General features: G+C 65.4%; 10 protein-coding genes and 2 pseudogenes. 7 read left to right on the top strand and 5 right to left on the bottom strand.

Annotated elements, in window-relative coordinates; genetic code table 11:
* Positions 1–224: 224 nt before the first annotated feature.
* Positions 225–1,463, bottom strand: a complete 1,239-nt coding sequence (locus AKN84_RS43125) for an ATP-binding protein (protein WP_050426407.1) — start codon at positions 1,461–1,463, stop codon at positions 225–227.
* Between the two features lie 138 nt (positions 1,464–1,601).
* A complete protein-coding gene (locus AKN84_RS43120; protein WP_050426406.1) occupies positions 1,602–2,876 on the bottom strand; it encodes an allantoate amidohydrolase in 1,275 nt (424 codons plus the stop codon).
* Positions 2,877–3,247: 371 nt separating this feature from the next.
* Between AKN84_RS43120 and AKN84_RS43115 the strand changes: the two genes are divergently transcribed.
* The 6 genes and pseudogenes from AKN84_RS43115 to AKN84_RS43090 all read left to right on the top strand — a co-directional run.
* Positions 3,248–4,357, top strand: a complete 1,110-nt coding sequence (locus tag AKN84_RS43115; protein ID WP_050426405.1) for a BMP family ABC transporter substrate-binding protein — start codon at positions 3,248–3,250, stop codon at positions 4,355–4,357.
* Positions 4,354–5,463, top strand: a complete 1,110-nt coding sequence (locus tag AKN84_RS43110; RefSeq protein WP_050426404.1) for an ABC transporter permease — start codon at positions 4,354–4,356, stop codon at positions 5,461–5,463. Before AKN84_RS43115 ends, AKN84_RS43110 begins: the two co-directional genes overlap by 4 nt.
* A 1-nt stretch (position 5,464) precedes the next feature.
* Complete coding sequence (locus AKN84_RS43105) at positions 5,465–6,391, top strand: ABC transporter permease (protein ID WP_050426403.1); 927 nt, start codon at positions 5,465–5,467, stop codon at positions 6,389–6,391.
* A gap of 15 nt (positions 6,392–6,406) precedes the next feature.
* Positions 6,407–7,090 carry a biuret amidohydrolase gene (gene biuH / locus AKN84_RS43100; protein WP_050426402.1) on the top strand — a complete coding sequence of 228 codons (684 nt, stop codon included), beginning with the start codon at positions 6,407–6,409 and terminating at the stop codon, positions 7,088–7,090.
* Positions 7,087–8,619 carry an ABC transporter ATP-binding protein gene (locus tag AKN84_RS43095; protein ID WP_050426401.1) on the top strand — a complete coding sequence of 511 codons (1,533 nt, stop codon included), beginning with the start codon at positions 7,087–7,089 and terminating at the stop codon, positions 8,617–8,619. The genes biuH and AKN84_RS43095 overlap by 4 nt, the downstream gene beginning before the upstream one ends.
* 35 nt (positions 8,620–8,654) lie before the next feature.
* Positions 8,655–9,450, top strand: a pseudogene (locus AKN84_RS43090) (oxidoreductase); the annotation flags it as partial.
* Between the two features lie 22 nt (positions 9,451–9,472).
* On the opposite strand, the pseudogene AKN84_RS43085 reads toward AKN84_RS43090, so the two are convergent.
* The 3 genes and pseudogenes from AKN84_RS43085 to AKN84_RS43075 form a co-directional block, all read right to left on the bottom strand.
* Positions 9,473–10,617: pseudogene (locus AKN84_RS43085) on the bottom strand (mechanosensitive ion channel family protein).
* Between the two features lie 146 nt (positions 10,618–10,763).
* Positions 10,764–11,702 carry an allantoinase PuuE gene (puuE, locus tag AKN84_RS43080; protein WP_050426400.1) on the bottom strand — a complete coding sequence of 313 codons (939 nt, stop codon included), beginning with the start codon at positions 11,700–11,702 and terminating at the stop codon, positions 10,764–10,766.
* 1 nt (position 11,703) lies between these two features.
* Entirely contained in the window at positions 11,704–12,117 is a 414-nt protein-coding gene (locus tag AKN84_RS43075; RefSeq protein ID WP_021077459.1) for a DUF3830 family protein, read from the bottom strand.
* A gap of 219 nt (positions 12,118–12,336) precedes the next feature.
* Between AKN84_RS43075 and AKN84_RS43070 the strand changes: the two genes are divergently transcribed.
* Positions 12,337–13,071, top strand: coding sequence for an SDR family NAD(P)-dependent oxidoreductase (locus AKN84_RS43070; RefSeq protein ID WP_050426399.1), 735 nt, complete (start codon positions 12,337–12,339; stop codon positions 13,069–13,071).
* Positions 13,072–13,231 lie beyond the last annotated feature (160 nt).

The following is a 13,231-nucleotide window of genomic DNA, read 5'->3' as shown; positions in this document are numbered from 1 at the left end:
GCGAAGCAATCCGGGTGAGGGCTCTTGCTCTCTCGATAGACCGTAATCCCTCACCCGATTTGCTGCGCAAATCGACCTCTCCCAAGGGAGAGGTGAACCTTCGACGCCGTTCCAGCTCAACCTAATCTCATCAGGCTTTAAAGCGCGATGCGCTTTAGCTCTTTGTTTGAGCATGATCTTTTCGGAAAACCGCTTCGCACTTTTCCGGATCATGCTGCCCGGCATCAACTGTCCGTCCCGCGCTGCGGGGCCGTGCGCGGCAGGGTGATACGCACGCGCGTCCCCATGCCCGGGGCGCTGTCGAGATGCAGCTCTCCGCCCAGCCGGTTCGTGACGATGTTGTGAACGATGTGCAGGCCAAGCCCGATCCGGCCAATGTCGCGGCGCGTGGTGAAGAAGGGATCGAACGCCTGCCGCAGCACATCGCCGCTCATCCCGCAGCCATCGTCGGCGAACAGGATTTCCGCCTGGTCCGCGCCCGACGCGCGCAGCCGGATCGTGATGGTGCCGCCCTTGCCGTCTGGAAATGCGTGCACGACCGAATTGACGAACAGGTTTGTCAGCGCCTGGCCCCAGGGGCCGGGATAGCTATTCATCACGAGACCCGACGGGCAATCGACCTCAAGCGCCAGATTGTTCTTCGGCAACGCCGGACGCAGCTTCGAAAGCACCTGCTCCGTCACCTCGCCGAGATCGAACTGGCTGCGGTCGAAATAGCTGCGATCGACGGCCACCTGCTTGAATGACTGCACCAAATCCGCCGCACGCTTGAGGTTGCCGACCAGCAGCGACGACGCGCTTTCGACGACCTCGATGAAATCGCTGAGGCTGGAGCGCTTCAGCTTGCCGCGCGCCGCCTCGGCGGCGAAGTCGGCGCATTTCTGCTCCAGCACCGAGGCGACGGTGAGACTGGTGCCGACCGGGCTGTTGATCTCGTGCGCGACACCGGCCACCAGCCGGCCGAGCGCCGCAAGCTTCTCCGCCTCGATCAGCGACGCCTGGGTCTCCTGCAGATGGTGCAAGGCCTTCTCGGCCGCGTCGCGCGCGGCACGGATCTCGCGTTCGCTGCGTTTGCGATCGGTGATCTCCTCGGCCGCAACGTTGACGCCGACGATGCTCCCGTTCGGCTCGCGCTGCGGATGCCAATGCGTGATCCAGCATCGCTCGTCATTGTGACCGGGACGCTGGCCGTACACCTCGACGCCGGTCACGGGCTCACCGGTCTCCATGATCGAGCGAACGATGCCTTCGACCGCGGTGGCCAATGCGGGCACGCAATCATGCACGGTGCGTCCGAGATGACCTTCGACCGAGATGCCACAGATCTCGGTGAGCCGCTGGTTGATCTGCAGGTAACGGCAGTCGGGAGAGAGGTAGGCAAGACCGATCGGTGCAGTGTCATAGATCAGCTGCAGCGCCGGTTGTTTTGGGAACTGAACGTCCTGGACGACGGACGACCGCATGTCCTTCCCCCCGTTGACGCTAAGTCTAGCGGTTCCCGGCCGGTGCGCAAATAGGCCGATTGTGCCAGGCAATGGCGGTCAAATCTGTCCAGATTCGGCACGGACAGACGACCGCCCAGCCGCGGCGCCTTCACATATTCACTGCACCGTGCGCTCGAAATTCTCGATGAAGCGCAGCAGCACCCGCGCGCCGGTGTCGGCGTCGGCGAGTTCGACATGCTCGGCCGGATTGTGGCTGATCCCGCCGCGGCAGCGCACGAAGATCATGCCGATGTCGGCAACGTCGACCATCGCCATGCCGTCATGCCCTGCCCCGCTCGGCAGCTCGAACACGGCATGGCCCTCGGCAGCGACGGCCGCAGCGATCTGCGTTTTCAGCCATGGTGCGCAGGGCACGCTGCGGTTCTCGTGGGTGACGTCGATCTGCAGTGCGAGCTCGCGTCGCTTTGCGATCGCCTCGATCTGGCGCACGATGTCGGCGACGGCGCGCTTGCGATGCATGTCGCTCTGCGAACGGATATCCATCGTGAAGGACACCTTGCCCGGGATCACATTGGTGGCGCCGGGCATGGCGTTGATATAGCCGACGGTGCCGACGAGGCCTGCTTCATCGCTCTTGCAGAATTGCTCGATCGCAACGATGCATTCGGCAGCGCCGGTCAGCGCATCGCGCCGCAGCGGCATCGGCACGGTGCCGGCATGGCCGGCAAAGCCGGTGAGATTGGCGGCGAGCCGCGTCGCGCCTGAAATCGCGGTCACAACGCCGACCGGCAGCGCCTTCTCTTCCAGCACCGGCCCCTGCTCGATGTGCAGCTCGACATAGCCGAGCAATTCGCGGCGGGCGCGCGCCGCCTTGCCGATATGATCGGGATCGAGCCCGAAGGCGATCAGCGCATCGCGCATCGTGATGCCCGCGCGATCGCGGGTGTTGAGCACGCTCTCGTCGAACGTGCCGGCCACCGCGCGGCTGCCGAGCAAGGTCGAGGCGAAGCGCACGCCCTCCTCGTCGGCAAAGCCCACGATCTCGATCGCGAATGGCAGCCGCTTGCCGCGCCGGTTCAGATCGGCGACGCAGGCGATCGCGGTGATGACGCCGAGCGGGCCGTCCCATCGGCCGGCGTCGCGCACGGTGTCGTAATGCGAGCCGAGCATCAGCGCCGGCAGGCCCGGCCGCTCGCCTTCGTAGCGGCCACAGACATTGCCGATCGCATCGAGATGCGCACTCATGCCGGCCTCGCGCATCCAGGACAGGATGAGATCGGCCGCCTTGCGATGCTCCTCGGTGAGGAAGATGCGCGCCAGATGATCCGGCGTCTCCGAGATCGCCGCGAGCTGATCGATCCGCGCCACGATCTCGTCGCCAAGGGAAGACGGGTTTGAGGACGGATTCGAGGACGGTTTTGTCTCGCTCATGCTGTTTCCCATCGGTCCAACCCGGCGCCCGAGCCCGCTTCACTCGTAGCAGGCCCGGTCCGATTCACCAGCCGGCAAATGACGCCTTCTGCGACGTCCCGGCCGGGCGCGCTTCGGCCGCTCGGCGGTTAGCGGTTGCTTAACGGCATTGCATACAACGAAGATTGATTGCTCATAAATTAGGCAATCATGGTGCTGCCGATTCCAAAGGCGAAGCACATCGACCATCGTTCGCATTCATAATCAGCTACTTACGGAACCATGACCGCCAAACGTGCTCTGGCACGAAGCTTGCGACACTCCGTCAAGCTCCGCCGTTACGGCGGCTGCGACTAGGACAGGCGGGCCAGCCCCGCCGGAGGGAGCACGCGATGGATTTTGGCAGGATTTCGAGAAGGCATTTATTGCAGGGAAGCGCTGCGTTGGCGCTCGGCAGCACGCTCGGCATTCGCGGCGCGGCGGCGGCGGAAACCACGGTCGGCTTCATCTATGTCGGGTCCCGCGACGACTACGGCTACAACCAGGCCCACGCGCAAGGCGCCGCGGCGCTGAAGAAGCTGCCCGGCATCAAGGTGGTCGAGGAAGAGAAGGTGCCGGAGACCGATGCGGTCGAGAAGACTATCGAGTCCATGATCAATCTCGACGGCGCCACGCTGCTGTTTCCGACCTCGTTCGGCTACTACAACCCGCACGTCGTCAAGATGGCGGGCAAGTTTCCGAAGATGCACTTCGAGCATTGCGGCGGGCTCTGGTCGGACAAGGACCCGAAGAACGCCGGCAGCTATTTCGGCTATATCGACGAGGCGCAATACATCTCCGGCATCGTCGCCGGCTATTCGACCAAGAGCGGCAAGCTCGGCTTCGTCGCGGCCAAGCCGATCCCGCAGGTGCTGCGCAACATCAACGCGTTCACGCTCGGCGCCCGGCTCGCCAATCCCAAGGCGACGACGCAGGTGATCTTCACCGGCGACTGGTCGATGCCGGTCAAGGAAGCCGAGGCGACCAACAGCCTGATCGACCAGGGCGTCGACGTGCTGACGTGTCATGTCGACGGACCGAAGACGATGGTCGAGAACGCCGCGCGCCGCGGCGCGATGGTCTGCGGCTATCACGTCAACCAGTCACCGCTGGCCCCGAAGGCCTATCTCACCGGCGCCGAATGGAATTGGGAGGCGCTCTACCCGAAATTCGTCAAGATGATCGTGGCTGGAGAAGCGATCCCGAACTTCTATCGCGGCGGCCTTAAGGAAGAGATCGTCAAGGTCTCACCCTATGGCGAGATGGTCTCCGCCGAAGCGCGCAAGCATGCCGACGACGTCAAGGCCAAGTTCATGTCCGGCGAATATACCATCTTCAAGGGCCCGATCGCCGACAACAAGGGCAAGACGGTGATCGCCGGCGGCACCGACCGCGGCCAGCAGGATCCCGAGCTCGAGAAGATGGACTATCTGGTCGAGGGCGTGATCGGAGCCACCGCGTGACGACCGAGGCGGCGGAATCGGTGGAGGCGGCCGGCGTTGCTCCGGCCGCCGATCCCGGCTTCCTCCAGCGCTACGGCGCGAGCATCGAATACATCCTGATCCCGGGCGCGGCGCTGATCGGCGCGCTCGCGGTGTTCGGCGGCTTCATCGCACTCTACGGCAAGAACCCGCTCGATCTCTATTTCTACATGTATTACGGCGCGTTCGGCACCTGGTTCTCCTGGCAGAACACGCTGACCCGCGCCGCGCCGTTGATCCTGACCGCGCTGTGCACGGCGCTGCCGGCGCAGCTCGGCATGGTGATCATCGGCGGCGAAGGCGCGCTTCTGATCGGCGCGCTGGCGGCGACATCGGCGGCGCTGGCACTGCAGGGCGCGGCGCCGATCGTGGTGCAGATCGCGATGGTGATCGCGGGCATGATCGGCGGCGGCCTCTGGATCACGCTCTCCGGCGGCTTGCGGCAGTACCGCGGCGTCAACGAGACGATCTCGAGCCTGCTGCTGGTCTATATCGCGCTTGCGATCCTCAACCATCTGGTCGAGGGGCCGATGCGCGATCCGGCGAGCCTCAACAAGCCGTCGACGCGCGAGATCGGCGCCGCCAACATGATCGGCACCATTCCCGGCACCGACGTGCATTGGGGCCTGGTGTTCGGCCTCGTCGCGGCCATCGCGGCCTACATCCTGATCTATCACACCACCTTCGGCTTCGCGGCGCGCGTCGCCGGCGGCAACATCCGCGCCGCCAAGATCGTGGGGCTCAGTGTCGGCAAGCTGATCATGACCGTCTGCTTCCTCGCCGGAAGTTGCGCCGGCCTTGCCGGCATGATCGAGGTCGCGGCCGTACAGGGCCGCACCAACGCCAATCTCGCCGCCGGCTACGGCTTCACCGGCATCCTCGTCGCGTTCCTGGCACGGCAGAATCCGCTGGCGATCATTCCGGTCGCGATCCTGCTCGGCGGCATCTCGGCCTCCGGCGGCCTGTTGCAGCGGCGGCTCGGCCTGCCCGATGCGTCGGTGCTGGTGCTGCAAGGCATCATCTTCGTGTTCGTGCTGGCGAGCGACGCGCTCTATGGGCGCATCGGTTTCCTGAAGGGAAAGTCCTGACATGGCGGATGCTTCGCTCGGGCTCTGGACCGTCCCGCTCGCCGTATTCGGCGGCGCTATCCGCGTCTCGACGCCGTTTTTGTTCGTCAGCCTCGGCGAATGCATCACCGAGCGATCAGGCCGCATCAATCTCGGCCTCGAAGGCACGCTGGTGATGGGCGCGATGAGCGCCTATGGCATCTCCTATCTTTCCGGCTCGCCATGGCTTGGCGTGCTGGCGGCCGGCGTCACCGGCGCCCTGTTCGGCGCGCTGCATGCCGGCATCTGCTCGCTGCCGCGCGTCAACGACATCGCGGTCGGCATCGCGCTGATGCTGCTCGGTACTGGTTTGGCCTTCTTCCTCGGCAAGCCGCTGATCGAGCCGACTGCCGCACGGCTGCCGGCGATCGATTTCGGCTGGTGGAGTGACATCCCGCAACTGCGCGCGGCGCTGCGCATCAACGTGCTGTTCCTGATCGGCGTTGCGATCGCACCGCTGCTCTATTGGGCCTTCAGGACGACGCGCTGGGGCCTGTTGATCCGGACCGCCGGCGAAAGCGCTGACGCTGCGCGCGCGATGGGCCATTCGGTGTTGCTGATCCGACTGCGCGCCACCATGGTTGGCGGATTCCTCGCCGGCATCGGCGGCTCGTTCCTGTCGCTGTTCTATCCCGGCAGCTGGAACGAGGGTCTCTCCTCGGGACAGGGCATCACCGCGGTCGCGCTGGTCATCTTCGCGCGCTGGGACCCGATGCTGTGCCTGTGGGCCTCGCTCGCCTTCGGCGGCGCCGCGGCGCTCGGGCCGGCGCTGCAATCGGTCGGCATCACCTCCGGCTATCATTTGTTCAACGCCGCGCCCTACATCCTGACCCTGGCGATCATGATCATCACCTGCTCGCCGAAGCGCACGCTGACCGGCGCGCCCGCCGAATTGTCCATCACCCGATAGACCGCGAGATCATTCATGCCTGAGCGCTTCATCAAGTCCGAGCCCTACGCCTGGCCCTACAACGGCGATTTGCGGCCTGAGAACACCGCGCTCATCATCATCGACATGCAGACCGATTTCTGCGGCGTTGGCGGCTATGTCGACAAGATGGGCTATGATCTCTCGCTAACGCGGGCGCCGATCGAGCCGATCAAAAAGCTGCTCGCAGTGATGCGCGCGCAGGGTTTTCACATCATCCACACCCGCGAAGGCCACCGGGCTGACTTGGCCGACCTACCTGCCAACAAGCGCTGGCGTTCGCGGCAGATCGGTGCCGGCATCGGCGATCCCGGTCCCTGCGGCCGCATCCTGGTGCGCGGCGAGCCGGGCTGGGAGATCATTCCCGATCTCGCGCCGCTGCCGGGCGAACCCATCATCGACAAGCCCGGAAAAGGCTCGTTCTGCGCCACCGATCTCGAGCTGATGCTGCGGCTGCGCGGCATCGAGAACATCGTGCTGACCGGCATCACCACCGACGTCTGCGTCCACACCACGATGCGCGAGGCCAACGACCGCGGCTTCGAATGCGTGCTGGTCGAGGATTGCTGCGGCGCGACCGACAAGAGCAATCACGATCACGCGCTGAAGATGATCAAGATGCAGGGCGGCGTGTTCGGCGCGGTGACCAAATCCACTGATCTGATCGGGGCGCTGTCGTGATCATCGGCGAACCGCCCGCACCGTCAGGCGCGTTCGGCGTCGACGCCATCGCCATGACGATGCGGTTCGGCGATTTCACAGCGCTCGACAATGTCGAGCTCAAGGTGCGCCCCGGCTCGTTCCACGCCTTGCTGGGTGAGAACGGCGCCGGCAAGAGCACGCTCGTGAAATGCATCATGGGCTATTACCACGCCACCGAAGGCGACATCATTGTCGGCGGCCGCCAGCAGAGCATCGCCAATCCCAAGAACGCGCATGCGCTCGGGCTCGGCATGGTCTACCAGCACTTCACGCTGGTGCCCGCGATGACGGTGGCCGAGAACCTGGTGCTGGCGCGCGATGACGTGCCTTCCGTCGTCGACTGGCGCAAGGAGAAGAAGGAGCTCGAGGCCTTCCTTTCGCGGATGCCGTTCAAGGTGCCGCTCGATGCCAAGGTCTCCGACATTTCCGCCGGCGAGCGGCAGAAATGCGAGATCCTCAAGCAGCTCTATCTGAAGCGCCGCTTCCTGATCCTGGACGAGCCGACTTCGGTGCTGACGCCCGGCGAAGCCGACGAGGTGCTCGGCATGCTCCGCGCCATGGTGGTCGCGGACGAATTGACCATCCTGATGATCACGCACAAGTTCCGCGAGGTGATGGCGTTTGCCGATGACGTCACGATCCTGCGCCGCGGCAAGCTCGCCGGAACCGGCCGGGTCGCCGACCTCACGCCCGACGAGATGGCCCGCACCATGATCGGCGCCGAGCAGCTGACGGTGCAGCCGCCGCGCACCGGTGAGACCGGCGCGGCCCGGCTCGAGCTCGACAAGCTCACTGCGCTCGACGATGCCGGCGCGATTGCCGTGCACGGCGTGTCGCTGACGGTGAAGAGCGGCGAGATCGTCGGCATCGCCGGCGTGTCCGGCAACGGCCAGCGCCAGCTCGTCGAAGTGCTGGCCGGCCAGCGCGAGGCCGAGAGCGGCGTGATCCGCGTCCAGGGCGAGACTTACTCGGCAAGCCGCGAGGAGATGCGGCGGCACAGGATGTCGCTGCTGCCGGAGGAGCCGCTGAAGAACGCTTGCGTCGGCGGCATGAGCGTCGCCGACAACATCGCGTTCCGTGAGTTCGATCGCGCGCCGTTCGCGCGCGGCGGCTGGTGGCTGAACGGCAAAGCATTCAGGAGCGATGCGGAGCGCAAGATCAACCGCTACAAAATCAAGACCCGCACGCCGGAGACGCCGATCGCGGCGCTATCGGGCGGCAATGTGCAGCGCGCGGTGCTGGCGCGCGAGCTCTCGGGCGATGTCGAGGTGCTGATCGCGGCCAATCCCTGCTTCGGGCTCGACTTCGCGGCAGTGGCGCAGATCCACGCCGAGATCATGGCGGCCCGCAACCGCGGCGCGGCAGTGCTCCTCGTCAGCGAAGACCTCGACGAATTGCTGGAGCTGTCGGATCGGCTGGTCGTGATGTTCCACGGCGCGTTCGTGCATGAGGCCCGCGCCAGCGAGGCCGACCTGACCGAGATCGGCCGGCACATGGCAGGACACTAGGACGCACGAAAGCGACCGCCGAAAAGGTAGCCGCACAGCGCCGCTTCGTCGCCACCGCGACGCTTGCCGAGCGCGCCGGCTTCACCGGCGTGGAGATCCATGCCGCACACGGCTATCTGCTCAGCCAGTTCCTCTCGTCCCTCTCGAACCGGCGGCAGGATCGCTGGGGCGGCAGCCTGGATAACCGCGCGCGACTACTGCTCGACATCGTGCGTGGCGTCCGCGCCGCGGTAGCGCCCGGCTTCGCGGTCGCGGTCAAGCTCAATTCGGCGGATTTCCAGCGCGGCGGCTTCTCGCCGGACGATGCCAAGGCCGTTGTCGCCATGCTGGCGCCCCTCGGCGTCGACCTTGTCGAGCATCTCCGGCGGTAGCTACGAAGCGCCCGCGATGATGGGTTCCTCGCGCGACGAACGCACGCTCGCACGCGAGGCCTACTTCCTGGAGTTCGCCCGCGACATTGCAGCCGTCGCGACGATGCCGCTGATGGTCACCGGCGGCATCCGCCGGCGCGAGGTCGCCGAAAAGGTCATCGACAGTGGCGTCGCGATGGCCGGCATCGCAACCGCGCTCGCCATCGAGCCGGATCTGCCGCGCAACTGGCGTCTCGGTCGGGTCGACGTGCCGTCACTCAAGCCGATCGCATGGAAGAACAAGCCGCTTGCCGCCACGGCGCACATGGCGGCGGTCAAGTACCAGTTGACCCGTCTCAGCCACCGGCGCCGGACGGTTCCCGGCGTTTCGCCGATCTGGGCGCTTGTCGTCTCGCAAATCGACGCCAAGCGGCGGGCCAAGCAGTACCGTCGCTGGATGCAGGCGATGGCCGCGGCCTGATGAGTACGCGGCCTCAAGCAAGTCACTGATTGCGCGCCGGTGCAGCCGCGCGCTGCCGTGGCGGCGCGCCGCGCAGGAACGCCCTGCCGAAATCATCGACGGCAGGCGCGAGGATCGCCCGATCGCGCGGCAGCGCGTCCGGCATCTCGTCGCGGATGAACGCCAGCAGCTTCTCGCGTATCTCGCAGCGCAGGTCCCAGGACTGCGGCGCATTGCGGGCGCTGACCAGCGCGCGCAGTTCGATGGTGCGCGGGTGGGTGTCGATCACCTGCAGATTGACGACCGCGCCGTCCCAGAGCCGCGACTCCTTGGCCACCTGCTCCAGCCTTTTGCGAATGGCCGGCACGTCAGCGCTATAGTCGACATGCAGCGCGATCGCGCCGATCAGCGACTGCGCGTCGCGCGTCCAGTTCTGGAACGGGCGCTCGATGAAATAGGACAACGGCACCACCATGCGCCGCCAGTCCCACAGCCGGATCACGACATAGGTCGAGGCGATGTCCTCCACCCAGCCCCATTCGTTCTCGATGATGACGGCGTCCTCGATCCGGATCGGCTGGGTGACGGCGATCTGCACGCCGGCGATCAGATTGCTCAACAAGGGTCGCGCTGCGAGACCTACGATCAAGCCGGCGGCGCCCGCGGACGCGAACAGGCTGACGCCATATTGCCGGACCGAATCGAACGTCATCAACGCGGTGGAGACCGCGATGATGACGATCAGCGTGTCGGTGACCCGCTTGAAGACGCGAACCTGCGTGACGTGCTTGCGCGCCAGAAAATTCTCGGCAACGTCGAGACGGAATCTGTCGAGATATCTGCCCGACGCCATGTCGACGGCCCGGATCGAGATCCAGCCGACCAGGGCGATGACGGCGACGCCGAAGACATGGCTGAGCGTCTGCCGCAGCAAATCGTCGAGCGGTGCCAGCGGCAACACCAGTGCGACGGCGGCAAGACAAAGCGCCAGCCGCGACGGCCCCGACGTCCGCTCAAGCAGTTGGGGGGCGACCGAGTTCTGCGATCTGACATGCGATGGACGAGGCGCTGCGCGATCGAGTGAACGACAAGCGCTGCGGCGATTGCAGTCGTGATCAGAGCGAGACCAAACACCCAATCCGGAACCCAATGAAATGTGTGTTCCAGTTCGACCAAGACGTCGCGCATGAAACCCGCCTGCTCCCGCATTGCAGGCCGCTAACGCACGGACTCCGGGATCGCTTCTGACGTCCGTGCAATGCAGCAATTCATCTGATGCAACTCGCTCGGATGTCCGAGATATCTGCGTCAAATCGGCGGACGTGGAACCGCCGCTACCCGATCTCGAACGCGTCGGCGGCGAGGTGCTTCAGATTGGCGTGCCAGTGCTCGGCGATCGCAAGCCGTGTCGGCACCCAGACGTGCTCGTGCTTCCCGATGTAATCGAGGAAACGCATCAGCGCGGCGGCGCGGCCGGGACGGCCGACGACGCGGCAATGCAGGCCGACCGACATCATCTTGGGTCGCGTCGCGCCCTCGGCATAGAGCACGTCAAAGCTGTCCTTCAGATAGGTGTAGAACTCGTCGCCGCCGCCAAAGCCCTGCGCATTGATGAAACGCATGTCGTTGGCATCGAGCGTGTAGGGGATCACGAGGTGCGGCTCGGTGCCGGCAGCCTTGATCCAGTACGGCAGATCGTCGGCATAGGAATCGCAGAGATAGCGCAGGCCGCCGGCCTCCATCAGAAGCCGCAGCGTATTGATCGAGGAGCGGCCGGTGTACCAGCCGAGCGGCCGCGCGCCGGTCGCCTCGGTGTGCACGGCAACGGCGCGCGCGATCTCCGCGCGCTCCTCGTCCTCCGACATGTCCTTGTGCTCGACCCAGCGCAGGCTGTGGCTTGCAATGTCCCAGCCCGCCTCCTGCATCGCCGCGACGACATCGGGATTGCGCTTCAGCGCCATCGCGACGCCGAACACGGTCGTCGGCAGCTTCCGCTCGGTGAACATCCGCCACAGCCGCCAGAAGCCGGCGCGCGAGCCATATTCGAACATCGTCTCGATGTTGGCGTGGCGCTGGCCGGCCCAGGGCTGCGCGCCGAGCACGTCGGACAGAAACGCTTCCGAGGCGCGATCGCCGTGCAGGATGTTGTTCTCGCCGCCCTCCTCGAAATTGACCACGAACTGCACTGCGACGCGCGCAGCGTCAGGCCATTTCGGATCCGGCGGGTTGCGGCCGTAGCCGCGGAGATCGCGCGGATAGCGGGCCTCGGTCACATCAGATTTCCTCGAAGCGGATGTTCTGCGCGCCCTTCCACAGCACGGTCTTGCCGAAAGCCGTGAGATTTTCCAGCCCCGAGGTCAGCGTGATGAAGTGATTGCCGGCGAGCTGGCCCATCTTGCTGGCGAAATGCACGCCGCCATAGGCGAGCAGGATCTCGGTCTCGCTGATGCCGCCGGGATAGAGGATGATCTGGCCCGGCGCCGGATAGCTGGTGTGGTTCTCGTAGGAGACGCCGAAATCGAGATCGCCGAGCGGCATCCAGACGCCCTCGCCGCTCCAGCGCACGTGGATCGCCTGGCTCTCGAACGGCATCGCCTTGCGGAACGCGGCCACCGTCTTCGGCGCGAGCTGTTCCTCGAAACGGGCGTCAAAGGTGAAATCGCCGGCGCGGACAATCAGTTTGCTCATCGGGCTCTCGTGGGTAGCTGGAAGAAGTGATGCCCCAACCATTGCCGCCGGCCCGCGCCGGACGCAAGGCCGATTCCGGCGGGAGACGGCGGTTTTTCGCCGTTTGACGGTCCCGCAACGCAGATTTGAGCAAAGTTGCGTTGCGCCTCGCCTGCCCGTTTGCGAGCCTCCAAGGATGCGACAAGGATACGACAAGGATACGTCAATCAGGGTGACTAGATGACAACAAACAGTCTGCACGGACATGTGGCGCTGGTGACAGGCGGATCGCGCGGCATTGGTGCTGCCATCGTCAAGATGCTGGCGGACGCCGGCGCTGCCGTCGCGATCAATTACCGCGAGCGCGCGGCCGAGGCGGAGACACTGGCGAAGGGCATCATTGCCGCGGGCGGCCGGGCCGTCGCAATTGCCGCCGACGTTTCGGAGGCAGCCGCCGTCACCGGCCTGGTCGAGCGCGCCAAGTCCGAGCTCGGCCCGATCGATATCCTCGTCAACAATGCCGGGATCGCGATCGTCAGGGGTGTCGACGACCTGACCGAAGAGGATTTCGACCGGACCATCACGGTCAATCTCAAATCGGCGTTTCTTTGCACGCAGGCGGTGCTGCCGATGATGCGTACCCGGAAATGGGGCCGCGTCGTCAACATCTCCTCCGGCGCTGCGCGCGGCGGCGGCTCGATCGGCCCGCACTACAATGCATCCAAGGCGGCCATGGAGGGCATGGCCCGCGGCTATGCCGCACGCCTCGTCAAGGAAGGCATCACCGTCAATGCGGTCGCGCCCTCGCTGATCGAGACCGACATGATGAAGGGCCAGAGCGGCCTCGTCAGCCGGATCCCGGTCGGCCGTTTCGGCACTGCCGAGGAGGTGGCGCAGGCCGTGATGCTGCTGGTCAACAATCCCTACATGACCGGACAGACCATCGCGATGAGCGGCGGCATGGCGTTCAACTAAAGCACGATGAGAAAAGGTCGAATTGCGAGGCGCGACGGCTGTGCTCCCTCGCCCCGCTCTTCGCGGGGAGAGGGCTGGGGTGAGGGGCCGTCTCCGTATTCGGTGATCGCTGCGTTTGCGGAGGCCCCCCTCACCCGGAACGCATCTAACGATGCGTTCC

The organism is Bradyrhizobium tropiciagri, from assembly GCF_001189845.1.
GTDB classification, from domain to species: domain Bacteria; phylum Pseudomonadota; class Alphaproteobacteria; order Rhizobiales; family Xanthobacteraceae; genus Bradyrhizobium; species Bradyrhizobium tropiciagri.
The sequence above is the reverse complement of the archived record's forward strand: the minus strand, read 5'-3'. Positions and strand labels throughout refer to the sequence as shown.

Excerpts from the sequence above, each read along its gene's own strand:
- AKN84_RS43070 (WP_050426399.1), top strand. The coding sequence starts at position 12,337 with ATGACAACAAACAGTCTGCACGGACATGTGGCGCTGGTGACAGGCGGA.
- AKN84_RS43115 (WP_050426405.1), top strand. The coding sequence starts at position 3,248 with ATGGATTTTGGCAGGATTTCGAGAAGGCATTTATTGCAGGGAAGCGCT.
- AKN84_RS43075 (WP_021077459.1), bottom strand. The coding sequence starts at position 12,117 with ATGAGCAAACTGATTGTCCGCGCCGGCGATTTCACCTTTGACGCCCGT.
- AKN84_RS43120 (WP_050426406.1), bottom strand. The coding sequence starts at position 2,876 with ATGAGCGAGACAAAACCGTCCTCGAATCCGTCCTCAAACCCGTCTTCC.
- biuH (WP_050426402.1), top strand. The coding sequence starts at position 6,407 with ATGCCTGAGCGCTTCATCAAGTCCGAGCCCTACGCCTGGCCCTACAAC.
- AKN84_RS43105 (WP_050426403.1), top strand. The coding sequence starts at position 5,465 with ATGGCGGATGCTTCGCTCGGGCTCTGGACCGTCCCGCTCGCCGTATTC.
- AKN84_RS43125 (WP_050426407.1), bottom strand. The coding sequence starts at position 1,463 with ATGCGGTCGTCCGTCGTCCAGGACGTTCAGTTCCCAAAACAACCGGCG.